The organism is Stella humosa (assembly GCF_006738645.1).
Taxonomy (GTDB): domain Bacteria; phylum Pseudomonadota; class Alphaproteobacteria; order ATCC43930; family Allostellaceae; genus Allostella; species Allostella humosa.
In genome coordinates, this window is the sequence record NZ_AP019700.1 from 2367166 (window position 1) to 2390361 (window position 23196).

Consider the following 23196-nt stretch of genomic DNA (forward strand, 5'->3'; position numbering starts at 1 on the left):
CCGCATGAGACAGTCTCCCGCCGGAATCCGATCCTGATACGGGAGCACCCCGCGACATGAAGACCCGCGCCGCCGTCGCCTTCGAGGCCAAGAAACCGCTGGAAATCGTCGAGGTCGACCTGGAAGGCCCGCGCGCCGGCGAAGTGCTGGTCGAGGTGAAGGCGACCGGCATCTGCCACACCGACTACTACACGCTGTCGGGTGCCGATTCCGAAGGGCTGTTCCCGTCGATCCTGGGCCACGAGGGTGCCGGCGTCGTCATGGAGGTGGGCCCGGGCGTCACCACGCTGAAACCGGGCGACCATGTCATCCCGCTCTACACGCCGGAATGCCGCGAGTGCGACTACTGCCTCTCGCGCAAGACCAACCTCTGCCAGAAGATCCGCCTGACCCAGGGGCGCGGGGTGATGCCGGACGGCACCAGCCGTTTCAGCCACAAGGGCAAGCCGCTCTACCACTACATGGGCACGTCGACCTTCTCGAACCACATCGTGGTGCCCGAGATCGCGCTGGCGAAGATCCGTTCCGACGCGCCCTTCGACAAGGTCTGCTACATCGGCTGCGGCGTCACGACCGGCATCGGCGCCGTCATCTGGACGGCCAAGGTGGAGGCGGGCGCCACCGTCGTGGTGTTCGGCCTGGGCGGCATCGGCCTCAACGTCATCCAGGGTGCCCGCATGGTGGGCGCCTCGCAGATCGTCGGCGTCGACATCAACCCGGGCAAGGTGCCGCTGGCGACCAAGTTCGGCATGACGCACTTCGTCAACCCCAAGGACGTGCAGGGCGACATCGTCGCCCACCTGGTGGAGCTGACCGGCGGCGGTGCCGACTACAGCTTCGACTGCACGGGCAACGTGAAGGTGATGCGCCAGGCGCTGGAATGCGCCCACAAGGGCTGGGGCCAGAGCATCATCATCGGCGTGGCCGCGGCCGGCGAGGAGATCATGACCCGGCCGTTCCAGCTCGTGACCGGTCGCGTCTGGAAGGGCACGGCCTTCGGCGGTGCCCGCGGGCGCACCGACGTGCCGAAGATCGTCGACTGGTACATGGACGGCCGCGTCAACATCGACGACCTCATCACCCACAAGCTGCCGCTGGAGCGCATCAACGAGGGCTTCGAGCTGATGCATGAAGGCAAGTCGATCCGCAGCGTGGTGGAGTTCTGATGGCGGTCACCGTCCGCGGCCGCCACCGCGCCTTCGGCGGCCAGGTCCAGTACCTGGCCCACGCCTCGGCCGAGATCGGCGGGGAGATGCGCTTTGCCGTCTATATGCCGCCGGCGGCCGAGCGCGGGCCGGTGCCGGCGCTCTTCTACCTGGCGGGGCTGACCTGCACGGAAGAGACCGTCATCATCAAGGCGGGCGCGCTGCGCCGGGCGGCCGAGGCCGGGATCGCGCTGGTGGCACCCGACACCTCGCCGCGCGACCGGCGGTTCCCCGGCGACGATGCGGCGTGGGATTTCGGCCAGGGTGCCGGCTTCTATGTCGATGCCACGGCCGAGCCCTGGCGCGACGCCTATCGGATGTATTCCTACGTCACCCGCGAGTTGCCCGAACTGGTGGCGCAGGAATTCCCGGTCGACGGGGCGCGGCTAGGGGTGTTCGGCCACTCCATGGGCGGGCACGGCGCGCTGGTGGCGGGCCTGCGCAACCCCGATCGCTTCCGCTCGGTGTCGGCCTTCGCGCCGATCGCGGCCCCCATGCACTGCCCGTGGGGCGAGAAGGCCTTCGGCAACTATCTGGGCCCCGACCGCGCCGGCTGGGCTGCCTATGACGCAACCGCGCTGGTGTCCGCCGGCAGCCGCGTGGCGTCCGGAATCCTGGTGGACCAGGGCCTGGACGACCAGTTCCTGGCGACGCAGCTTCACCCCGACCGGTTCGAGGCCGCCTGCCGGCAGGCGGGGCAGAAGCTGACGCTGCGCCGCCATGCCGGCTATGACCATGGTTACTTCTTCATCTCCACCTTCATCGACGACCACATCGACCATCACGCGGCGGTGCTGGGCCGGTAGGGGCTATCGCCGCGCCGCCTCCAGGATACGGGCGGCGGCGTCGGCGAAGACCTGGCAGCCGAGCACGATGTCGGCTTCGTCGGTGTCCTCGCTGTAGTGGTGGCTGACGCCGCCGATCGAGGGCACGAACATCATGCCGGCCGGCAGGCGGTGGGCGATGATCTGGGCGTCGTGGCCGGCGGCCGACGGCATCGCCATCCAGTTGCCGGGCGCGTGGACCTCGGCCGCGGCCGCCAGCGCCTGCTGGAAACGGTCGTCCATGATCGTGGGCGGCGTGCGTGACAGCACCTCGACCGCGACGGGGCAGGGGCCGGACTGGTTGGTCTCGGCCACGAGTTGATCCAGCACGCCTTCGAGGCGCGCCATCGTCGCCGGCTCGCCATCGCGGAACTGCAGCAGCATCTCGGCGCGGCCGGGGATGATGGCCGGCGCCCCCGGCTCCAGCAGGATGCGGCCGACCGTCCAGACCGAGCGCGGGCCGCTGGCGGCCGCGAAGCGCTCGTAGAGCGCGTTGCAGAAGCGGACCAGCGCCACGCCCGCATCCTTGCGGATCGGCATCGGCGTCGTCCCGGCATGGTTCTGCACGCCGGTGAAGGTGACGCGATAGCCGTGGATGCCGACGATCGAGGTGACTACGCCAATGCGCCGCGCCTCGCTCTCCAGGTAGCCGCCCTGCTCGATATGCGCTTCGAGGTAGCCGACATAGCGGGCCGGGTCGACGGCCGCGCGTGGCCGGCCGGCAAAGCCCGAGCGCGCCAGCGCCTCGCGCAAGGGCGTGCCGTCGTCGCGGTTGCGGGTGGCGTCGATGTCGGCCTCGCTCAACTCGCCGACGAAGGACTTGCTGCCGAGGAAGCTCATATAGTGGCTTTCCTCGTCGGCCCAGGAGGCGACCTCGACGCCGACGCCCGCCAGCGCCGGATCGTCGCGGAAGGCGCGGGCGACCTCGACCCCGTACAGCACGCCCATGACGCCGTCGAGCCAGCCGCCCTGGGGCTGGGTGTCGGTGTGCGAGCCCATCAACAGGCGCGGGCCGTCGCCCGGGCGCCGGCCGATGACGTTGCCGATGCCGTCGATCGACGCCTCCAGCCCGGCTTCCTCCATCCGCGAGGCCAGCCAGTGGCGCGATTCGACGTCCTGCGGCGAGAAGGTCGGGCGGTGGACGCCGGTCTTGTAGCGACCGAAATCGGCCATCCGCTTCAGGTCGGCGATCAGGCGTGCCCCATCGATCTTCGGCATGCGGGATATCCTCTCAGAGATGCGCCGGTTCCGAGAGGAACGGCAGGGTCCAGAAGTCCTTGTTCAGCAGCTTCCGGGCCAATTCGTCGGCGATGCCGTCGATCAGGCGCTGGCCTTTTTCCGGCGTGGCCGCCTCCGGGTTGCCGACGACGCCCGATGCCGACATGGCGCTCAGCGTGCGCCAGCGGTACATGCCGCCGCCGACCAGTTCGGACACTTCCGGCGTGACGTTCGACTTGGCGAGCGGGATGCGGTCGCGGGCGACCAGGTCCGGCCGCAGCGCCATCATCATGGAGGTTTCGGCCTCGCAGGCATGGCGCAGGCCGGTCTGGGTCTCCAGGATGGCGGCGATCGGCTCGGCCGCGGCGTACCAGTAGGTGAACTGGACGATCGGCACCTCCAGCTCCGGCGTCAGCATGTCCGCCGCCACGCGCATGGCGTTGTCGTTGCCGCCATGGCCGTTCAGCAGCACGATCCGCCGGAAGCCGTGCCGCACCACGGACTTGCAGATGCAGCGCAGCACGGCCAGGAACGTCGAATCATCCAGCGTGATGGTGCCGCCGAAGCTCATGTGATGTTCCGACAGGCCGGTCCACAGCATGGGCAGGACCAAAATCGGCTCGCCCTGGGCGGCGACCCGGCGGGCGGCTTCCAGCGCCACCGTCTCGCCCAGCATCGTGTCGACCTCGACCGGCAGGTGCGGCCCATGCTGTTCGATCGATCCAACCGGCAGGATGACGATGGCGTCCTCCTCGGCCTTGCGGCGCAGTTCGTCGGCGCGCAGCCGGCGCCATTCGATTTCCACGGTCATCGGCAGGGCAACTCCAAGGGTGGCGAGGGCGAAGATGTGCGAGCCTCCCATGCCAGCGACCGTTGTGGAAGTCTGCCGCAGGGCGCAGAATAGGCGCGCTTATAAGAACAACGGGATGGTCGACGGATGGCAAGGCAGCTTTCCGGGCTGGACGGCATTATCGCAGCCCATCAGAGCGAGATTCTCGGCGACTGGCAGAGCAGGCTGGCGGAAGCGGGCAGCGAGCGTCGACTGACCGCGCGCGAGATCGACAGCCAGTGCCGGGCGCTGCTCGACGCGCTGCGCGAATCGGCTGCCGTCGAGGGGTCGGCATCCGACCGCCTGAAGGACATGCTGGCCGACATGTCCAAGACCCGGGCCGTGCAGGGTTTCACCATCGCCGAGACGGTCTCGCTGTTGCATTCGCTGAAGAAGCCGCTGCTCGCGGCGATCGGGCGCGAACTGGTGAAGTCGCCTGCTGCCGCCCTGCGTGAGGTGGTGTCGGCGTCGGAGCTCATCGACGGCCTGTCACTGCTGGTGATGGACGAGTTCGTGCGCATGCGCGAAGAGATCATCATCCGCCAGCAGCAGGAGATCGCCGAGCTGTCGACTCCGGTCGTGAAGCTGTGGGACGGCATCCTGGCCGTGCCGCTGATCGGCACGCTGGACAGCTCGCGCACCCAGGTGGTGATGGAGAACCTGCTGCAGGCGATCGTCGACCAGAGCGCCTTGATGACGATCATCGACATCACCGGCGTCCCGACCGTCGATACCCTGGTGGCGCAGCACCTGCTGAAGACCATCGCGGCCGCCCGCCTGATGGGGGCGGATTGCATCATCAGCGGCATCCGCCCGCAGATCGCCCAGACCATGGTGCATCTGGGGGTGGAACTGTCCGTCGTTTCCAAGGCCACCCTGGCCGAGGCCCTGGCCCATGCGCTGGCCAAGACCGGCCGGATGGTGGTGCAGCGCCGCGCCGCGGAGGCTTGAGACATGGACCGTATACCGGTCCTCAAGATCGGTGCGGCCCTGCTGGTCACGATCCAGGTGGACCTGCATGACAGCGTCGCAATGGCGCTTGAGGAGGACCTCAGCAACCTGATCGTGAAGTCGGGTGCGAAAGGCGTGCTGATCGACATCTCGGCCCTCGAGATCGTCGATAGCTTCATCGGCCGCACCCTGGCCAACATCGCCAGCGTCGCCCGCCTGCTCGATGCCGAGACGGTCGTCGTCGGCATGCGCCCGGCCGTGGCGATCACCCTGGTCGAACTGGGCCTGAGCCTGCCTGGCGTGCGTACGGCATTGAATGCCGAGCGCGGCATGGCTTTGATCCAGGCGCGCCTGTCCGACAGCTATGGCGAGCCCGGTGCCGCAGGCTTCTGACCGCCATCCCATACGGACGTCCGACGATGTCGTGCGGATCCGCCAGCTCGTGCGCGCAGCCGCGCTGCAGGCGGGGCTGTCGCTCGTCGACCAGACCAAGATCATTACCGCGGCCAGCGAGCTGGCGCGCAACACCCTCGACCACGGCGGCGGCGGCGATGCCGAGGTGCAGTTCCTCCAGGAAGGCGTGCGCAAGGGCGTCCGCATCGCGTTCGAGGATCACGGGCCGGGCATTCCCGACATCGACCGCGCGCTGCAGCCGGGTTTCACCACCGGGCGCGGGATGGGGTTGGGGCTGGGCGGCGCCCGGCAGTTGTCCAACGAATTTTCCATCTCCTCGGAGGTGGGGCGCGGCACCAGGATCGTGATCGCGCGTTGGAAGTAGCGATGCAACGTTTCCTCCTCGGCGATCCCAGCCAGGTGGCGGTCGCGAGGCGCGAAGCCGTGCGCATTGCCCAATCCACCGGCTTCTCCGAAGACGACCAGGCACGCCTGGCCGTGGTCGTGACCGAACTGTCGGTCAACACGATCCGCCATGGTGGCGGGGGCCAGATGCTGTTCGGCCGGGGTGTCGACGATGACGGGGTGCAGCTCGAAGGGCTGTGGCTCGACAAGGGACCGGGCATGGCCGACCCCGCAGCCTGCCTGCGCGATGGATTTTCGACGGCCGGCACGCCGGGCAACGGCTTCGGCGCGGTGCAGCGCATGTCGGACGGGTTCGACTGCTATTCGCGTGTCGGCCAGGGCACGGCGGTGCTGGCGCGGCTGCGGCCAGGACACGCGGGGCCGTCCGCCGGCGCCGGCCAGGCCAGCCGGGGCTGGGCGATCGGTGCCATCGTCGTACCCAAGGCGGGCGAACTGGTCTCGGGCGACAGTTGGGCGGTGCGGCCCGATGGCCGGAGCCTCTGCTGCATGATGGTCGACGGGCTTGGCCACGGCCCGCAGGCGGCCGAGGCGGCGGCGGTGGCCGTCGCCCAGTTCGAGGCCGCCACGGACATCGACCCGGCAGCCATTCTCGAACGCATCCACCTGGCCATGCGCGCGACGCGCGGCGGCGCCGTGGCGGTGCTGGCGATCGACACCGAAGTCGGTTCGGTTCGCTTCAGCGGGGTCGGCAACATCGCCGGGGTGCTGCTGTCGGCCGGCATGCGCCGCATGGTCTCGCACAATGGCACGGCCGGCGGCATCGCCCAACGCATCCGCGCCTTCGACTATCCGCGCCCGGCGCGGGCGGTCGCCATCCTGCATTCGGACGGGCTATCCGCGAACTGGACCATCGACACCTACCCCGGATTGGCATCGTGCGATCCGACGTTGATTGCCGGCGTTCTGTTCCGTGACCAGGAGCGCGGGCGCGACGACGCGGCCGTGCTGGTGGTGAAGGAACTGGCCGCATGATCCTGGCGGCGGTCCGCATGCCGGCCGCGGACGGGGAGGATCTCGTCCGGCTTCGCCAGGCCGGCCGCGACATCGCGCGGGCGATCGGCTTCGACGCCCCGGACCAGACCCGCATCGCCACGGCCTTGTCGGAGATCGTGCGCAACGCGCTGAGCCATGGTGGTGGCGGCACGGTGGAGTTTGCGCTGCTCGAACTCGAAGACGGCGGTGGTCTGTCGATCGAGGTGTGCGACGAGGGGCCGGGCATTGTCGGGCTGGAGGGCGTGCTGGCCGGTGCCGGCAGCGGGCAGGGCATCCTGTCGGCCCGTCGCCTGATGGACAGCCTCGATATCCGCTCGAACAGTCCGGGCGGCACGTCCGTCGTCCTGACCAAGCGGCTTGGGCGACCGGCACGTATATCCGCCGATGAGTTCGTGCGCGCCTTCGGCCGGGGAGGCGGAAGTCCGGTGCCGGACGGCGACAAGGTCGTGGCGCTTGCCAGGGAACTGTCCGGCGCCCGCGCGGCGTTGAGCGCGCGCGATGCCGAGGTCGCGGCACTGGCGGCTGAGCTGGAAAACACCAACCGCGGCGTCGTGGCCCTCTATGCAGAGCTGGAGGATCAGGCCCACGCCCTGCGGCAGGCGAGCGAGATGAAGTCGCACTTCCTCTCGAACATGAGCCATGAGTTCCGGACGCCACTGAACTCGATGCTCGCGATCTCGCGGATCCTGCTCGACCGGCTGGACGGCGAACTGACCACCGAGCAGGAGCGCCAGGTCGGATATATCCGGAGCTCGGCGCTCAGCCTGACCGAACTGGTGAACGACCTGCTGGATATCGCGAAGGTCGAGGCAGGAAAGGCGGAGCTGCGCTTCAAGTACTTCGCTGCCGCCGACCTGATCGGAACGTTGCGCGGCGTGCTGAAGCCACTGCAAAGCAACCCAAGGGTAGAACTTCTATTCGAAGATTCATCCGACATTCCCATTATTCATTCGGATGAAGGGAAAGTGTCGCAGGTACTGCGCAACCTGATATCCAATGCGCTAAAGTATACGGATGGGGGCACAGTCCGTGTAACGACGACTTACGACGATGGTCTGGACAGCGTGCAATTTTCCGTCACTGACACCGGCATCGGCATCAAGCCCGAAGATATCGACCGGATTTTCCAGGAATTCGTTCAGATCGAGAACCCGTTGCAGGCGCGCGTCCGCGGCACCGGCCTGGGATTGCCGTTGTCCCGCCGCCTGGCCGGCCTGATCGGGGGCAACCTGGATGTCGCGAGCCAGCCGGGGGTCGGTTCGACCTTCACCCTGACCATTCCCCTTCGCCCGCCATCGTCCGCAACGGTGACCGAGACGCCGGACATGGATCGCCGGCCGATCCTGCTGATCGATGACGAGGAAACCTCCCGCTATGTCCTGCGCCAGTTCCTGGGCCCGGCGGTGGGCGAGGTGATCGAGGCGACCGACGGAGAGCAGGGGCTGGAACGGGCGCAGATGGAGCGGCCGCGGCTGATCTTCCTCGATCTGAATCTGCCGCGGCTGAATGGCGTACAGGTCATCCGGCATCTGGCCGACGACCCGCAGACCGCCGGCATACCGGTGGTTGTCGTCACTTCGTCCCTTATCGACGACAGCAGCCGGGCCGGCCTCGGGCATGCGCGCGCCATCCTGTCCAAGGCGGAACTCGACCGGGAACGCCTGTTGGCACTGGTAGCCGAACTGAGCCCCGTCGACGGCATGGACAGGCCCCTTCCGTGACCGGCGCGACCCACGAATCGATCCTGAATGTCGATGACGATACGGCCGGCCGCTATGCGCGCAGCCGCGTGCTGCAGCATGCCGGCTTCGCCGTAAGCGAGGCCGCCACCGGAGAGGGGGCGTGGGACATCATTCGCCGCGACCCACCACATCTGGTGGTGCTCGACGTGCGCCTGCCCGACGTCAGCGGGCTGGAGATCTGCCGGCGCATCAAGCAGCATTACCCGTCGGTCTTCGTGCTGCAGATTTCCGCGTCGTTCGTGACGAGGGGCGACCGGGTGCGCGGCCTGGATGCCGGTGCCGATGCCTATCTCGTGGCACCCGTCGAATCCGAGGAGCTCGTCGCGTCGGTGCGCGCGCTGATGCGCCTGCGCCGGGCCGAGGAGCAGCTTCGCCAGTTGAACGAGGGGCTGGAGGAGCGGGTGGCGCTGCGCACCCGCGAACTGGCCGACGCCAATGCCCGCCTGCTGGTCGAGATCGAGGATCGCGAGCGGGTCGAGGCGCAACTGCGCCAGGCCCAGAAGATCGAGGCGCTGGGCCAGCTCACCGGCGGCATCGCGCATGACTTCAACAACCTGCTGACGGTGATCCTGGGCGGGCTGGAGATGGCCGGCGATCATGTTTCCGACCCGCGCGCCCAGCGCATGTTGGCGAATGCCGCCCAGGCCGGCCACCAAGCCGCACGGCTGACGGCCCAGCTCCTGTCGTTCGCGCGCCGGCAGCATTTCGTGCGCCGCAAGCTTTCGATGTCGGGGATGCTGCGCCGCCTGGAGGGTTTCCTCCAGCAGACGATCGGGCCGCTGCATCGGGTGGAGCTGGCATTGGCCGAGCCCGACTGGTTCGTGCTGACCGACCGCAGCCAGATCGAGGCGTTGATCCTCAACCTCATCATCAATTCCAGGGACGCCATGGCGGGTGGCGGCCTGATCCGCGTCGCGGTCGCGAGCGTGGCCGCGGACGCGCCCCGGCCCGTGGCGGTCAAGGGGGACCTTGTGGTGCTGACGGTCAGCGACCACGGCACCGGCATGACCGAGGAGGTGAAGGCCAAGGCCTTCGATCCGTTCTTCACCACCAAGCGGGTCGGCCGGGGCACCGGGCTCGGCCTCAGCATGGTGCATGGCGTCGCGCGGCAGTCGGGCGGCGATGTGACCATCGACACGTGCCTGGGCGAGGGGACGACCATCGGCGTCTATCTGCCGCGCGTGGAAGTATCGGCCGAGGAGGCGGCCCAGGCCGACGAGCTGGAGCCGACCCAGTCCGGCGAGAGCAATCCGCCGCTCCGCATCCTCCTGGTGGACGACAACGCCGCGGTGCTCGAATACTCCGCTTCTGTGCTGGCTGCCGATGGCCACACATTGACGACCTGCACGGACGGCATGCAGGCGCTGGCGGCCGTCGATGCCGGCACGACCTACGACCTGGCCCTGGTCGACTATGCGATGCCCGGCATGACCGGGCAGGAACTGGCGCGCCAGCTTCGCCAGCGCCACCCCCAGCGCGCCGTGCTGGTGATGACCGGCTTTGCCGAGGACGCCATCCTGGACCAGTTGGCGCGCGAGCATGTCGTGCTGAAGAAGCCCTACAGCTTGATGGAGATTCGCGCCGCGATCACCGCCGCCCTGTCGCGGCGCTGATCGCACTGCTCAATGCCGCCCCATCAGGTGCGGCAGGAAGGTGCTGAACGCCGGCACCAGCGTCAGCGCCAGCAGCACCAGGATCTGCAGCGCCAGCATTGGCATCAGCGCGCGCGACAGCGCCGACATCGGCACCTTCGCCACCAGCGAGACGATGAAGAGCAGGCCACCCACCGGCGGCGTGATCAGGCCCATGGTCAGGTTGACGATGACGATGATGGCGAACTGGATCGGGTCGATGCCCAGGGCGGCGGCCATCGGCGCCAGGATCGGCACCAGCACCATCACCCCGGGCAGCGGCTCGATGAAGATGCCGAACAGCAGCAGGAAGATGTTGACCCCGATCAGGAAGGCGATGGGGGACAGGTCGAGCGAGCCGATCCAGGCGGCCAGCGCCTGCGGCACCTGGGCGTAGGTCAGCACCCAGGCGAAGGATGACGAGATGGCCACGATCAGCAGCACCGACGCCGTCAGCAGGGCCGACCGGGTGAGGATGCCGGGCAGCATCGCCCAGGTCAGCGTGCCGTAGACCCAGCGCCCGACCGCCAGCGCATAGACGACGGCCACCACCGAGGCCTCGGTCGGCGTGAAGGCGCCGCTGTGGATGCCGCCGACGATGAGGACCGGCAGCAGCAGGGCCGGCACGGCGCGCCAGGTGGTGGAGACGATCTCGGCCAGGGTCGGCGGGCCGCCCTCGCCGCGATAGTTCATCCGCCGGCTGATCCAGGCATTGTAGCCGAGCAGCACGCCCGAGATCATCAGGCCGGGGATGACGCCGGCCCAGAAGAGCCCCAGCACCGACACGCGCTGGTCCTGGATGGCGTAGATGATCATGATGATCGAAGGCGGGATGATCGGGCCGACGACGGCGGTCGCGGCCGTCAGGGCCGCCGCATAGGCGGGCGGGTAGCCCGAATTGCGCATCATCCGGATCAGGATGGCGCCGGGGCCGGCCGCGTCCGCCAGGGCCGATCCGCTGATGCCCGAGAAGAAGGTGAGCGTCAGGATGTTGGTGTGGCCGAGGCCGCCGCGGCGATGGCCGACGAACATGGCCGCGAAGCGCAGCAGCACGTGCGCCAGCGCCCCGCCGGTCATCAGTTCGGCCGCCAGCAGGAAGAACGGCATCGCCATCAGCGGGAAGCTGTCGATGCCGGTGAACATCTTCTGCACGAGGCTGATGTAGGGCAGGCCCTGCACCGCCATGGCCGAGAAGGTGGCGGCGCCGATGGCGAACGCCACGGGCACGCCCAGCGCCAGGAACAGGACCAGGCTGCCGAAAAGGGTGGTGGTGATCACAGCGAACCTGCCGCGGCCGGGTCGAAGTCCTCTACCTGCTCGAATTTTCGCTCGGTCACGAAGCCGCGTGCGATCGCCAGCAGGTGCCAGACGGCGAGCGCGCCCCCGACCGGGATGGCGGCCGCGACATAGCCGAAGGGAATCTCCAGCACCGGCGTCGTCTGCACCATGGTGCGCTGGGCGAAGCGCCAGCCGATCCATATGAGGAAGAGGCAGGAGGCCAGCACGATCGCCAGGATGATGACGCGCAGCGTCCGCGCCACGGCCGGGGCCAGCGCATCCTGCAAATTGTCGATGGCGATGTGTCCGCCGATCCGCATGACCGGGCCGATGCCGAGGAAGGTCAGCCAGATCATCAGGTAGCGCGCGACCTCCTCGGCCCAGACGATCGATTCCGAGGTCAGGTAGCGCAGCATGACATTGACGAAGACGATGACCGACATGGCGGCGAGCGCCAGGATCATCGCCCCCCGATTGAGGCCGAGGATCGCGCGGTCGGCGGAAGCGAACATGGGAGCGGCCCGATCGACGGAGGGGCAGGACGGTCAGCGGCCGGCCGGCACGCGAGGCGCGCGCGGCCGGCCGGGCGGTGCCGGGCTACTTGAAGTTGCGGATGCGGTCGATCTTGTCCTGGCCGAACTTCTTGGCGTACTCGGCATAGGCCGGCGTCAGCACGGTCTGGAACTTCGCCGTGTCGACGGCCGACACCACCTGCATGCCCTGGCTCTTCAAGGTCTCGACGCCCTTGGTCTCGACGTCGTCGACGAACTTGCGCATGGCGACGGCGGCTGCCTTGCCGGCGGACTTGAAGGCCGCCTTGTCGGCGTCGTTGAACGTGTCGTAGCGCTGCTTGGAGAAGATCATCAGGGCTGGCGAAAAGACGTGCCGCGTCAGCGTCAGGTGCTTCTGCACCTCGGCCATCTTGGCGCTGACGATGACCGAGATCGGGTTCTCCTGCCCGTCGATGGTGCCCTGCTGCAGGCCCTGGACGACTTCCGGCCAGGCCATCGGCGTCGGGTTGGCGCCCAGCGTGCGGAAGGCCAGCATGTGCACCTGGTTCTCCATGGTGCGCAGCTTCAGGCCCTTCATGTCGTCGGGCGAGGAGACCGGGCGCTTGCCATTGGTCAGGTGGCGGAAGCCCTGCTCGCCCCAGGCCAGCGCGATCAGGCCCTTGGGCGGGAATTTCGTCAGCAGTTCCTCTCCGATCGGCCCGTCCAGCACGGCGCGGGCATGCGCGGTGTCGCGGAAGAGGAACGGAATGTCGGTAATCGCCACTTCCGGCACGAAGTTGCCGACCGGGCCGCTGGAAGTAATGACGAGGTCGAGCGTGCCGAGCTGCACGCTCTCGATCATCTCGCGCTCGCCGCCCAGCGCGCTGGCCGGGAACTGCTCGACCTTGTAGCGACCGCCGGTGGTCCGGGCGAGGTCCTCGGCGAAGGCCGTGGCGCCGGCGCCGTAGTGCGAGGCGAGCGGCAAGGGGTAGCCGACCTTGATGGCGGTCTGTGCCTGGACGCCGGCGGCCGTCGACAAGACCCCGGCCAGTGCGGCCAGTCCGAGATAACGCGAAATCTTCACCAAAACCCTCCCTGGGAACGCTTATGGCCCGCAGTTTAGGGACTGTGGCGGATGTTCGGAAGGGAAAGGTTTTCGCCCGGCAGAAGCCGCGTTCGCGGCATCTTGGGGTCCTTTGGGGGACATGGACGTTACCCGCTACACCGACACCATGCTGGGCGGGGACGGCGCCATCCTCGTCTTCGTGATCTGAAGGAGGGTTACGCCGGCGGGCTGCCGCTGCGGGCGGCAGCACCGCCGTCGACGGCATAGACGACGCCGCTGAGGTAGGACGCGCGGGCGGAGCCCAGGAAGGCCACGAGGTCGGCCACCTCGCGCGGCTCGGCCGGCCGGCCGGTCGGCAGGTGCTTGAAATATTCCTGCCAGCGGTCGGGCGTGCCGTGCTCGGCCTCCGACCGGGTGCGCATGAGCTGGACGATGCGATCGGTCATGACCGCGCCCGGATTGACCGCCAGCACGCGCACCCCATGCTCCATGCTGTAGCTGCCGAGCGCACGCGTGAAGGCCATCAGGCCGGCATTGCCGGTGCTGCCGGCGATGTAGCCATAGTCGAAGCGCTCGCCCGCCAGGCCGATCACGTTGACGATGACGCCCGCGCGGCGGGCCTTCATGCGCTCGTGGAACACGCGGCAGATGTTGATGTAGCCGAATACCTTGAGGTCCCAGGCGGCGCGCCAGCGCGCCTCGTCGACCGTGTCCAGGCTGCCGCCGGGGATGGCGCCCGCATTGTTCACGAGGATGTCGGCATCCCCGCAGGCCGCGGCCAGCGCCTGGGCGGACCCGCGGGCCGACAGGTCCATGGCGTGGGTCTCGACCGTCACCTGGTGGCGGGAGCGCACGGCGTCTGCGGCGGCGGCCAGCGCACTGGCGTTGCGCGCGACCAGATGGATGTTGCAGCCCTCGGCCGCCAACACCTCGGCCACGGCGCGCCCGATGCCCTTGCTGGCGCCGGTGATCACGGCGGTTCGCCCGGTCAGTTCGAGATCCATCCCGCTCTCCATTCCATTATCCGGCGATCCTGCCTATATTTTTAGCAAGGAGACCTTCCGGACACGAATGCCCGACGCCAGCCACGCCGCAGATATGGTCCCCCACGAGGAACGGTCCAGCCTCGAGGAGAGGATCGCCCGCGAGATCGAGGAGGACATCATCTTCGGCCGGCTGGAGCCGGGTGCTCGCCTACGGGAAGAACATCTACACCAAAGATTCGGCGGCTCGCGACATTTCGTGCGCCAGGCCCTGGTGCGCCTGGAGCGCGCCGGCATCGTCGCGCGGGAGCGCAACAAGGGCGCGGCCGTCCGCAGCTTCTCCGCCGAGGAGGTGCTGCAGATCTATGAGGTGCGCGAGATGCTGCAGCGCCAGGCGGCGATGCGCATCCCCCTGCCGGCCAGGCCCGACGACGTCGCGCGGATCGCGGCGATCCACGCCGACTATGAACGTTGCGCGGACGCGGGCGACCTGCGCGGCGTGCACGAGGCCAACGACCGCTTCCACACTGCGCTGTTCGGCCTGTGCGGCAACGAGTACCTGCTGGCGCTGGTGAAGCAGTACATGGACCTGACCTACGCCATTCGCGCCAAGACCCTGGCCGACCCGGCCCAACTCACCGTGTCGCGCGCCCACCACGCCCTGATGATCGAGTACCTGCGGGGCAACGACGCCTGGGCGCTGGCCGAACTCTGCGTCCACCATGTCCGGCCCAGCAAGGATGCCTACCTGCTGCGCATCCAGGGCCGCGACGGCGGGGTCAGCCGATCGCGTAGGCGCGCTCGACGATCCTGAGCGTCTCCAGATTGTCGGCCGGTGCGGTTTCGAACGGGCCGCCATCGGCCAGCCGGTCGAGGAAATGGGCGATGGTGTCGCGATAGGACGCCTTGTAGTTGGCGTCGAGGTCGAGCGGCAGCGTCTCGGTGCCGTCCGGACGGACAAGCTCCAGCCCGGCGCCGGCCAGGCGGATCGTGCCGGCCTCGCCGAAGATCTCCAGCCGGTCGAGCTGCTGCGGCGGGTGGCCATGGGCCATGAAGTCGCCCACCAGCGTCACCGCGGCCCCATCGCCCGAGCGCATCGCCAGGGTCGCCCGGTCCTCGCCGCGGATGCCGTTGCAGGACTTGCCGAGCGTCGCCCCTTCCAGCGCCAGCGGTCCCAGCAGGAAGCGCAGGGCGTCGACATGATGGATCAGCACCTCCATTAGCAGCATCCGCTCCAGCCCCGCCATGAAGGGCTGGCGGACGATGGCGGGCAGGCGGCCATCGGCGTCCGGCAGCAGGCCGCTGGTCAGGATGGTCAGCAGCGCCTGGCGCGGGCGGCCGATGCGGCCCGCCTCGAGCCAGCGCCGCATCTGCCGGTAGTGCGGCCGGAAGCGCCAGTTCTCGTGCACCATCAGCCGGACGCGGCCGTCGATGGCCGCGACCAGCGCCTCGGCCTCGGGCAGGGTGGGGGCCAGCGGCTTCTGGCACAGGATCGGCAGGCCATGGTCGGTCGCCAGGAGGCAGACGGCGGCGTGATGCTCGCGCGGGACGGCGACATCGACGGCATCGAGCCCGCCCGCCGCCAGCATCGCTGCGGCATCGGCATAGGTCGCCTGGATGCCGTACTCGGCCGCGCGGGCCGCCCGTGCCTCGGCCGATGGGTCGGCGATGGCGACGACGCGGACGCGGTCGCCCAGCGCGCGATAGCCGTCCAGATGATGCTGGGTCACCCAGCCGGCGCCGACGAGGCCGATCCGCTGCATGCCGCTCCGCTCCCCCTTGCAATTTGCCGGCGACGATCCGCAGGGGACAATGCAATGTCAACAGCCGCCGCAATCCGCTCGCGAAAATCGTCGAATGCGCGACGGATTGTTGACAGCGGCGTCCGGCCTTCGCAGGCTCCGCCACCCACTGCCTGGAAAGCCGGAACATGAAGAAGAAGGGTCTGCGGTCGCGCCTGACCAGCTATGGCGACGAAGGGTTCGCGCTCTACCTGCGCGGCGCATTCCTGAAGTCGGCCGGCTACGACGACAGCGCGCTCGACCGCCCGATCGTCGGCATCGCCTCCACCGCGTCGGACTTCAACCCGTGCCATGCCACCGTGCCCAAGCTGGTCGAGGCGGTATCGCGCGGCATCCGGGACGCGGGCGCCATTCCCTTCGTGTTCGGCACCATCTCGCTGCACGAATCCTTCATCCACCCGTCGACCATGATCCTGCGCAACCTGATGGCCATGGACACCGAGGAGATGATCGGCCGCCAGCCGGTCGATTCCGTGGTCCTGATCGGCGGCTGCGACAAGACGGTGCCGGCCCAGATCATGGGCGCGATCAGCGCCGACATGCCGGCGGTGATGCTGGTCGTCGGGCCGACCGTCACCGGACGCTTCGAGAAGGAGCGGCTGGGGGCCTGCTCGGACTGCCGGCGCCTGTGGGCGGCCCACCGCGCGGGTGAGATCGACGACCAGCAACTGGCCGATGCCCATGGCCGGCTGGTGTCGAGCCATGGCACCTGCACCATCATGGGCACCGCCAGCACCATGGCGGCGATGGCCGAGACGCTGGGCCTGATGCTGACCGGCGGCACTTCGATCCCGGCCGTCCATTCCGAGCGGCTGCGCCATGCCGAGGCAGCCGGCCGGCGCGCGGCCGAGATGGCCATCGCCGGCGGCCCGCGGCCGAGCGAGGTGGTGACGGCGGCGTCCCTGCGCAATGCGGCGACCGTCCTCCAGGCGCTGGGCGGGTCGACCAACTGCATCATCCATCTGTCGGCAATCGCCGGACGGATGGGCATTCCGCTCGACCTGGAGGAGGTCGACCGGATCGGCCGCGAGACGCCGGTGCTGATCGACGTGAAGCCGGTGGGCAAGAACTACATGGAGGATTTCCATGGTGCCGGCGGCCTGCCGGCGCTGATGAAGCGGCTGGGCGACCGGCTCGACCTGACGGCGCCGACGGTGATGGGCTGCACCCTGGGCGAGGCCCTGGCAAAGGCACCCGACTGGGTCGACGACAAGATCATCCGGCCGCTGGCCGACCCGATCGCACCCGGCGAGGCGCTGTGTATCGTCCGCGGCACGCTGGCGCCGGACGGTGCGGTGATCAAGCGGGCGGCGGCGTCGGACGCGCTGATGCGCCATGCCGGGCCGGCCATGGTGTTCGACAGCATCGACGACCTGATGGCGCGCATCGACGACCCCGACCTGCCGGTGACGCGCGACCATGTGCTGGTGCTGCGCAATGCCGGCCCGGTGGGGGCCCCCGGCATGCCCGAGGCGGGCGGCATCCCGATCCCCATGAAGCTGGCCCGCGCCGGGGTGAAGGACATGGTCCGCATCTCCGATGCGCGGATGAGCGGCACGGCTTCGGGCTCGATCGTGCTGCACGTCTCGCCCGAAGCCGCCGTCGGCGGGCCGCTGGCGCTGGTGCGCGACGGCGACATGATCGAGATGGACGTGTCGGCCCGCCGCCTCGACCTGCTGGTGGACGAAGGCGAGATGGAGCGGCGGCGCGCGGCCTGGAAGCCCGGCCCGCGCGCCGGCCGCGGCTACGAGAAACTCTATGTCGACCACGTCCTGCAGGCCGATCGCGGCTGCGACTTCGACTTCCTTCAGGCAGAATCCCTCCAGGCGCCGAAAGCCTGAGCCCCACATCCCGATAGGAGACATAAGCATGATCCACGTCCTGGCCGTCATCACCGCGAAGCCCGGCATGCGCGACAACATCCTGGAGCATTTCCGCGCCAACATGCCGGCCGTCCATGCCGAGAAGGGCTGCATCGAGTATGTCCCGGCAATCGATGCCGAGGGCTTCCCGGCGCTCTACGGCCCCGACACCTTCGTCGTCATCGAGAAGTGGGAGACGGCGGCCGACCTGAAGGCCCATTCGGCGTCCGCGCACATGGCCGCCTATGCCGCCAAGACGCGCGAGATGGTGGCCAACCGGGCGATCCACGTCCTGTCCCCGGCAGCCTGACCGGCAGTCATTCAAGGGGGCCGGCCGTTTGCTCCAGAATGGTGTGAACGGTCGGTCCAACCATCGCAATTCGCAGGGCCGTATTGGACCAGATAGCGTTATAGGCGAACCACCCTCATCGGCATCATAGGCGTGCGTACGGTTCGGGCGAGCGCAGCCCGGGCATCGGCGCCAAGCCGGAGGGGAAGGCCGTGGACAATCATACCGTTGCGATCACCTGGAACTGGGGCGTCCATGAAGTGGTCGCCTTCGACCCCAGCCACCAGATGCTCGATTTCGGGTGGGTCTCGGGCGAGTATTTCTCGGTCACGGAGGTGAACGGCTCGGTCGTCATCTCGCTGCCGGCCAACCAGCACAGCTACACCCTTACGGGCGTCACGCTCGACGAACTGTCGATTTCCAACGTCATGGCCAAGACCACGTCGGCGCTCGACGTGTGGACGGCGGCCCTAGCCGCCGGCAGCCCCGAGGATCCCGGTTCGGGGCACGAGGATCATGTCGTCACCATCGGCTGGAACTACGGCGTCCACGAGACCGTGGCTTTCGACCCCAGCCACCAGATGCTCGATTTCGGCTGGGTGACGGGCGAGTATTTCACGGTCACCGAGGTCGACGGCTCGGTCGTCATCTCGCTGCCGCTCAACAATCATAGCTACACCCTGACCGGCGTGACGCTCGACGAGCTGACCATCGCCAACATCATGGCCAACGACCAGTCGGCGCTCGACGTCTGGACCGCGGCGCTGGCCGGCGGCGACGGCGGCGAGGACCCGGGCCATGGCGGGCACACCGTCACCATCGGCTGGGACTATGGCGTGCATGCCGTCATCCAGTTCGACCCGTCGCACCAGATGCTCGATTTCGGCTGGGTGACGGGCGAGTACTTCACGGTGACCGAGGTCGACGGCTCGGTCGTCATCTCGCTGCCCCTAAACGACCACAGCTACACCCTGAGCGGCGTGATGCTGCACGAGCTGACGCTCGACAACATCATGGCCAACGACCAGTCGGCCCTGGACGTTTGGGCGGCCGTGCTCGACGGCGACGACCCGGGCCATGGCGGGGGCCACATCATCGCCATTACGATGAGCCATGGCGCCAACACGGTCCTGCAGTTCGACCCCAGCCACCAGGTGCTGGACTTCGGCAGCATCACGGCGGCCGACTTCACGATCACCGAGCTGAACGGCTCGGTCGTGATCTCGCTGCCCGCGCACATGCAGACCTATACCCTCTCCGGCGTCACGCTGGACGAGATGACCATGGCCAACATCACCGCCAGCCAGCAGTCGACGCGGGACGAGTGGGCCGAGGCGCTGGACGACGGCGAGGACACGATCGACCCGGAGCTGCCCGAAGGCGGCACGCTGTTCCACGTCACGACGAACGGCGCCGACATCGTCGGCTTCGATCCGGCGACGGACGTGCTCGACCTGGGCCAGGTGTCGGTGCACGTCTTCATTCCGGTGGACACGCCGGACGGGCTCGGTTTCATGAATCCCTGGAACGGCGACATCCAGGTGATCCAGGGCATCAACCTGGGCGAGCTCGGGCCCGGCAACTTCATGCCGGTCTGGAACAACCACCTGCGCGAGGACCTGAGCGGGGCGCTCGCCTGGGAGCGCGGCATCGTCGAGCAGCCCAACACGGTCTATGCCCGCTCGCACGAGCAGAACCAGATCGACCGGGTGGAGTTCGACGCGGTCACCGACAAGGTCGACTTCCGCTACTACGGCACGCGCGAACTGATCTCGATGACCCAGCTCGACGAAGGCGTGATGATCGCCAACGGCGGCACGGGGCAGCGCCTGATCCTGCTCGACACCGAGCTGTCGGAGCTGTCGGGCAAGAACTTCATCTTCCACATGGCCCAGGTCTACGAGGACCATCTCGATACCCAGCTCGGCATCACCTTCGACCCGGCCAACGTTCTGCCCCGGGTCGGCACCCTGGCCGGCACCGGCACGGTCATGGGCGAGAGCGACGGCCAGGACGGCTATCCGGTCAGCGGCACCATCACCGAGATCGGCTGGGGCTGGGGCGTCCATACGGTGCTGGACTTCGATCCGTCCGAGGACCGCCTGGACTTCGGCTTCATCGCCACCAGCCAGTTCACGGTGGTCGACAACGCGGCCGGCATCCTGGTCTCCATGGTCGGTAACAACCGGACCTACCTGCTGAACGGGCTCGATTTCGAGGACCTGAAGATCGACAACATCCTGGCTGCCGACACCGGCACCTTCAACGCCTGGATCGACTTCCTGACCTGATGACTGGCAAAGGGTAGTAGTGGACAAGGCGACCGGCCGGGACGAACACTGCACCTGCCCGCCGCCTGAGTCCGGCGGGCAGGAGGATGCGTGGGCAAGGGCGGACAGTTCACCCGGCTGGGCGAGGCGGGGCGGCGGGGCGTAGCGATAGAAGTGGACGGCCAGCCGGTCGCCGGCATGGAAGGCGATACGGTGCTGACGGTGCTGCTGACCGCCGGCCGGCGCCTGCGCGACAACGAGTTCGAGCGCCGCCCGCGCGCCGGCTTCTGCCTGATGGGCGCCTGCCAGGACTGCTGGCTGTGGCGCCCGGACGGCGGCCGTGTCCGTGCCTGCTCCACGCCCGTTGCCGAGGGCATGGTGCTTCTCACCCGCTCCCCCCTGGAACAATGGACGCGGCCGAACAATGGCTGACCCGCGCATCGTGATCGTCGGCGCGGGGCCGGCCGGCACCCGTGCGGCGGAAGCCTTCGTCCGCCATGGGCTGCGGCCGGTCGTGATCGACGAGGCCCAGCGCAGCGGCGGCCAGATCTATCGCCGCCAGCCACCGGGCTTCAGCCGTCCGGCTAAGGCCGTCTATGGCTTCGAGGCCGGCCGCGCCGAGGGCGTGCATGGCGCGTTCGACGCACTGGCCGGCAGCATCGACCACCGTCCGGAAACCCTGGTCTGGAACATCCAGGCCGGAGCGGTCCACACCGCACCCGCCGGCGGCGGGGCGGTCGGGCGTGTCGAATATGACGCCCTGATCCTGGCGACCGGCGCCTGCGACCGTGTCATTCCCTTTCCCGGCTGGACGACGGCTGGCGTCTACACCCTGGGGGCGGCCCAGATCGCCTTGAAGTACCAGGCCTGCGCCATCGGCGGCCGGGTTGTCTTCATGGGCACGGGGCCGCTGCTCTATCTGGTCGCCTACCAGTACGCCAAGGCCGGCGCCAAGGTGGCGGCCGTGCTCGACACCACCACCTTCGCGACCAAGCTCGGCGCCCTGCGCCGGCTGCTGGCGGTGCCGCAGGCTTTCTTGAAGGGGCTCTATTATCTGGGCTGGCTGCGCCGGCACGGCGTGGCGATCCATGAGGGCGTGACGCCCGTCCGCGCCGAGGGCGAGCAGGCGGTGACGGCCATGGTCTTCCGCACCGCGCGCGGGCAGGAGCGGCGGATCGAGTGCGATGCCGTCGGCTTCGGCTATGGCCTGCAATCCGAGACGCAACTGGCCGACCTGGTCGGTTGCTCCTTCGTCTACGAGCCGCATTCGCGCCAGTGGCTGCCCGAAGCCGATGCCGACGGTCGCAGCAGCGTGGCGGGGGTCTACCTGGCCGGCGACGGCCGCCGGGTGCGGGGTGCGGACTTCGCCGAGATGGCGGGCGAGCTGGCAGCCCTGGCCGTGCTGCACGACGTCGGCCGGCCGGCGGCGGGCGACCGCCTGGCCGAGTTGCGCCGCGGGCTCGACCGGGGCCTGCGCTGGGGCGGGGCCTTGCAGGCGGTCTTCCCCGTGCCGCACCGCTTCCTGGGCGACCTGCCGGCGGAGACGGTGCTGTGCCGCTGCGAGGGGGTGACTGTGGGTGACGCCCGCCGCGCCGTCGACGACCTCGACGCGCGCGAGATCAACCGGGCCAAGGCTTTGTCGCGCATCGGCATGGGCCGCTGCCAGGGGCGCTATTGCGGGCTGTCGGCCGCCACCATCCTGGCCGAGACCGCCGGTGCCGACCCTTCGACCGCCATGCGCCTGCGCGGCCAGGCCCCGGTCAAGCCGATCCCGCTCACCCAGCAGGAGGTGCCGTCATGAGCGGGGGCACGCATGCCGGTCGGTACGATGTCATCATCGTCGGCGGCGGTATCATGGGCGCGGCCACGGCATTTCACCTGCGCACGCTCTACGGCAAGTCGGTCGTCCTGCTCGAACGAGGCATGGTCGGGGCGGGGGCGAGCGGGGTCAATTTCGGCAATGTCCGCCGCCAGGGCCGGTTCCTGCCGCAGATGCCGCTGTCGCACCGCGCGCGCGAGATCTGGGGCCGGCTGCCGGAGCTGCTGGGCGAGGACTGCGAGTTCCTGGCGACCGGCGGGCTGCGCGTCGCCTATTCCCAGGCCGACATGGCGGTGCTCGAGAAGCATGTGAACGAGGCCCGCGACTGGGACCTGCATCTCGACCTGCTGGGGCAGAACGCCATTCGCAGCCGCTGGCCCTGGCTGGGGCCGGACGTGGTCGGCGCGCTGATGTCGCCGGACGACGGCCACGCCAACCCGCGCCTGGTGGCGCCGGCCTTCGGGCGCGCGGCCAAGCGGGCCGGCGTCGTCGTCCATGAGCAGTGCGAGGTGGCCGACATCGCCCGCGAGGCGACCGGCTTCCGCGTCACCGCCAAGACCGGGCTGGAGGTGCGGGGCGAGGTGCTGCTGAACAGTGCCGGCTACTGGGGCGGGCGGATCGCAGCCGACTTCGGCGAGCCGGTGCCGATCGTGCCGCGCGGGCCGCAGATGGCGGTGACCGAGCCCTTGCCCTATTTCATGGAACCGGTGCTGGGCGGCGTCTCGTCCAACATCTACCTGCGCCAGGTGAAGCGCGGCAACGTCGTCTTCGGCGGCGGCTTGCGTGGGCCCGTGGAGACGGACCCGCCGCGCGGCCGGCCGGTGCCGGAGCTGTCGATCGCCCAGTGGGGCCGGGTCGTCCGCTTCGTGCCGGCGCTGGCGGGCGTCCAGGTGATCCGTAGCTGGACCGGCGTCGAGGGCTACATGGACGACGACATCCCGGTGATGGGCGAAAGCGGCACGACGCCCGGCCTGTTCCATGCCTTCGGCTTCTGCGGCCACGGCTTCCAGCTCGGGCCCGGGGTAGGGGCGGTGATGGCGGAACTGATCGCCACCGGCCGCACCGTCACGCCCATCGACCCCTTTCACATCCGCCGCTTCGAGAGCCTGAAGCCGGCCTGATCG

Annotated in this window: 22 protein-coding genes; 15 read left to right on the plus strand and 7 right to left on the minus strand. The window is 68.9% G+C overall.

What is annotated here, in order from left to right; translation table 11 throughout:
- Positions 1–56 precede the first annotated feature (56 nt).
- Together STVA_RS11110 and fghA are read left to right on the plus strand one after the other, a co-directional pair.
- Positions 57–1166, plus strand: coding sequence for an S-(hydroxymethyl)glutathione dehydrogenase/class III alcohol dehydrogenase (locus STVA_RS11110; RefSeq protein ID WP_123688020.1), 1110 nt, complete (start codon positions 57–59; stop codon positions 1164–1166).
- On the plus strand, positions 1166–2011 hold the full coding sequence (fghA, locus tag STVA_RS11115) for an S-formylglutathione hydrolase (RefSeq protein ID WP_123688021.1): 846 nt from the start codon (positions 1166–1168) through the stop codon (positions 2009–2011). Before STVA_RS11110 ends, fghA begins: the two co-directional genes overlap by 1 nt.
- Before the next feature lie 3 nt (positions 2012–2014).
- On the opposite strand, the gene STVA_RS11120 is transcribed toward fghA, so the two are convergent.
- On the minus strand, positions 2015–3247 hold the full coding sequence (locus STVA_RS11120; RefSeq protein WP_123688022.1) for a Zn-dependent hydrolase: 1233 nt from the start codon (positions 3245–3247) through the stop codon (positions 2015–2017).
- 13 nt (positions 3248–3260) lie between these two features.
- The gene (locus STVA_RS11125) at positions 3261–4058 is read right to left on the minus strand and encodes a creatininase family protein (protein WP_170216290.1); all 798 of its coding nucleotides are present in this window, start codon (positions 4056–4058) and stop codon (positions 3261–3263) included.
- A gap of 126 nt (positions 4059–4184) precedes the next feature.
- Between STVA_RS11125 and STVA_RS11130 the strand changes: the two genes are divergently transcribed.
- Genes STVA_RS11130 through STVA_RS11155 form a run of 6 tightly spaced genes read left to right on the plus strand, consistent with a single transcriptional unit; the run spans position 4185 to position 10194 of the window.
- Complete coding sequence (locus STVA_RS11130) at positions 4185–5027, plus strand: STAS domain-containing protein (RefSeq protein WP_123688024.1); 843 nt, start codon at positions 4185–4187, stop codon at positions 5025–5027.
- A gap of 3 nt (positions 5028–5030) precedes the next feature.
- A complete protein-coding gene (locus STVA_RS11135) occupies positions 5031–5420 on the plus strand; it encodes an STAS domain-containing protein (protein ID WP_123688025.1) in 390 nt (129 codons plus the stop codon).
- A 31-nt stretch (positions 5421–5451) separates the two neighbouring features.
- Complete coding sequence (locus STVA_RS11140) at positions 5452–5805, plus strand: anti-sigma regulatory factor (protein WP_245978146.1); 354 nt, start codon at positions 5452–5454, stop codon at positions 5803–5805.
- Between the two features lie 2 nt (positions 5806–5807).
- Positions 5808–6818, plus strand: a complete 1011-nt coding sequence (locus tag STVA_RS11145) for an anti-sigma regulatory factor (protein ID WP_123688027.1) — start codon at positions 5808–5810, stop codon at positions 6816–6818.
- Complete coding sequence (locus tag STVA_RS11150; RefSeq protein WP_123688028.1) at positions 6815–8560, plus strand: ATP-binding protein; 1746 nt, start codon at positions 6815–6817, stop codon at positions 8558–8560. Before STVA_RS11145 ends, STVA_RS11150 begins: the two co-directional genes overlap by 4 nt.
- Positions 8557–10194 carry a response regulator gene (locus STVA_RS11155; protein WP_123688029.1) on the plus strand — a complete coding sequence of 546 codons (1638 nt, stop codon included), beginning with the start codon at positions 8557–8559 and terminating at the stop codon, positions 10192–10194. Before STVA_RS11150 ends, STVA_RS11155 begins: the two co-directional genes overlap by 4 nt.
- A 9-nt stretch (positions 10195–10203) precedes the next feature.
- On the opposite strand, the gene STVA_RS11160 is transcribed toward STVA_RS11155, so the two are convergent.
- The 4 genes from STVA_RS11160 to STVA_RS11175 form a co-directional block, all read right to left on the minus strand.
- Entirely contained in the window at positions 10204–11490 is a 1287-nt protein-coding gene (locus STVA_RS11160) for a TRAP transporter large permease (RefSeq protein ID WP_197735846.1), read from the minus strand.
- On the minus strand, positions 11487–12002 hold the full coding sequence (locus STVA_RS11165) for a TRAP transporter small permease (protein WP_123688030.1): 516 nt from the start codon (positions 12000–12002) through the stop codon (positions 11487–11489). Before STVA_RS11165 ends, STVA_RS11160 begins: the two co-directional genes overlap by 4 nt.
- 85 nt (positions 12003–12087) lie before the next feature.
- Positions 12088–13065: a TRAP transporter substrate-binding protein gene (locus STVA_RS11170; RefSeq protein WP_245978148.1), complete on the minus strand. Its 978-nt coding sequence runs from the start codon at positions 13063–13065 to the stop codon at positions 12088–12090.
- A 197-nt stretch (positions 13066–13262) separates the two neighbouring features.
- Positions 13263–14051 carry an SDR family oxidoreductase gene (locus STVA_RS11175; protein WP_123688032.1) on the minus strand — a complete coding sequence of 263 codons (789 nt, stop codon included), beginning with the start codon at positions 14049–14051 and terminating at the stop codon, positions 13263–13265.
- 67 nt (positions 14052–14118) lie between these two features.
- Between STVA_RS11175 and STVA_RS11180 the strand changes: the two genes are divergently transcribed.
- On the plus strand, positions 14119–14844 hold the full coding sequence (locus STVA_RS11180; RefSeq protein ID WP_123688033.1) for a GntR family transcriptional regulator: 726 nt from the start codon (positions 14119–14121) through the stop codon (positions 14842–14844).
- Here the strand turns inward: STVA_RS11180 and STVA_RS11185 are convergent.
- On the minus strand, positions 14810–15793 hold the full coding sequence (locus STVA_RS11185) for a Gfo/Idh/MocA family protein (RefSeq protein ID WP_123688034.1): 984 nt from the start codon (positions 15791–15793) through the stop codon (positions 14810–14812). The genes STVA_RS11180 and STVA_RS11185 overlap by 35 nt on opposite strands.
- Before the next feature lie 167 nt (positions 15794–15960).
- Between STVA_RS11185 and STVA_RS11190 the strand changes: the two genes are divergently transcribed.
- From STVA_RS11190 to STVA_RS11215, 6 genes are all read left to right on the plus strand, one after another.
- Positions 15961–17673 carry a dihydroxy-acid dehydratase gene (locus STVA_RS11190; RefSeq protein ID WP_123688035.1) on the plus strand — a complete coding sequence of 571 codons (1713 nt, stop codon included), beginning with the start codon at positions 15961–15963 and terminating at the stop codon, positions 17671–17673.
- 28 nt (positions 17674–17701) lie between these two features.
- Positions 17702–18004: a putative quinol monooxygenase gene (locus STVA_RS11195; protein WP_123688036.1), complete on the plus strand. Its 303-nt coding sequence runs from the start codon at positions 17702–17704 to the stop codon at positions 18002–18004.
- A gap of 191 nt (positions 18005–18195) precedes the next feature.
- Positions 18196–20274: a hypothetical protein gene (locus tag STVA_RS11200; protein WP_123688037.1), complete on the plus strand. Its 2079-nt coding sequence runs from the start codon at positions 18196–18198 to the stop codon at positions 20272–20274.
- Between the two features lie 90 nt (positions 20275–20364).
- Entirely contained in the window at positions 20365–20685 is a 321-nt protein-coding gene (locus STVA_RS11205; RefSeq protein ID WP_245978149.1) for a (2Fe-2S)-binding protein, read from the plus strand.
- On the plus strand, positions 20678–22054 hold the full coding sequence (locus STVA_RS11210; protein ID WP_123688038.1) for an FAD/NAD(P)-dependent oxidoreductase: 1377 nt from the start codon (positions 20678–20680) through the stop codon (positions 22052–22054). Before STVA_RS11205 ends, STVA_RS11210 begins: the two co-directional genes overlap by 8 nt.
- Positions 22051–23193, plus strand: coding sequence for an NAD(P)/FAD-dependent oxidoreductase (locus tag STVA_RS11215; RefSeq protein WP_123688039.1), 1143 nt, complete (start codon positions 22051–22053; stop codon positions 23191–23193). Before STVA_RS11210 ends, STVA_RS11215 begins: the two co-directional genes overlap by 4 nt.
- Positions 23194–23196: the final 3 nt, after the last annotated feature.

Coding starts and splice junctions, on each gene's coding strand:
- fghA (WP_123688021.1), top strand. CDS start 1,166: ATGGCGGTCACCGTCCGCGGCCGCCACCGCGCCTTCGGCGGCCAGGTC.
- STVA_RS11165 (WP_123688030.1), bottom strand. CDS start 12,002: ATGTTCGCTTCCGCCGACCGCGCGATCCTCGGCCTCAATCGGGGGGCG.
- STVA_RS11150 (WP_123688028.1), top strand. CDS start 6,815: ATGATCCTGGCGGCGGTCCGCATGCCGGCCGCGGACGGGGAGGATCTC.
- STVA_RS11180 (WP_123688033.1), top strand. CDS start 14,119: ATGCCCGACGCCAGCCACGCCGCAGATATGGTCCCCCACGAGGAACGG.
- STVA_RS11130 (WP_123688024.1), top strand. CDS start 4,185: ATGGCAAGGCAGCTTTCCGGGCTGGACGGCATTATCGCAGCCCATCAG.
- STVA_RS11210 (WP_123688038.1), top strand. CDS start 20,678: ATGGCTGACCCGCGCATCGTGATCGTCGGCGCGGGGCCGGCCGGCACC.
- STVA_RS11135 (WP_123688025.1), top strand. CDS start 5,031: ATGGACCGTATACCGGTCCTCAAGATCGGTGCGGCCCTGCTGGTCACG.
- STVA_RS11125 (WP_170216290.1), bottom strand. CDS start 4,058: ATGACCGTGGAAATCGAATGGCGCCGGCTGCGCGCCGACGAACTGCGC.
- STVA_RS11175 (WP_123688032.1), bottom strand. CDS start 14,051: ATGGATCTCGAACTGACCGGGCGAACCGCCGTGATCACCGGCGCCAGC.
- STVA_RS11110 (WP_123688020.1), top strand. CDS start 57: ATGAAGACCCGCGCCGCCGTCGCCTTCGAGGCCAAGAAACCGCTGGAA.
- STVA_RS11185 (WP_123688034.1), bottom strand. CDS start 15,793: ATGCAGCGGATCGGCCTCGTCGGCGCCGGCTGGGTGACCCAGCATCAT.
- STVA_RS11195 (WP_123688036.1), top strand. CDS start 17,702: ATGATCCACGTCCTGGCCGTCATCACCGCGAAGCCCGGCATGCGCGAC.
- STVA_RS11120 (WP_123688022.1), bottom strand. CDS start 3,247: ATGCCGAAGATCGATGGGGCACGCCTGATCGCCGACCTGAAGCGGATG.
- STVA_RS11215 (WP_123688039.1), top strand. CDS start 22,051: ATGAGCGGGGGCACGCATGCCGGTCGGTACGATGTCATCATCGTCGGC.
- STVA_RS11190 (WP_123688035.1), top strand. CDS start 15,961: ATGAAGAAGAAGGGTCTGCGGTCGCGCCTGACCAGCTATGGCGACGAA.
- STVA_RS11145 (WP_123688027.1), top strand. CDS start 5,808: ATGCAACGTTTCCTCCTCGGCGATCCCAGCCAGGTGGCGGTCGCGAGG.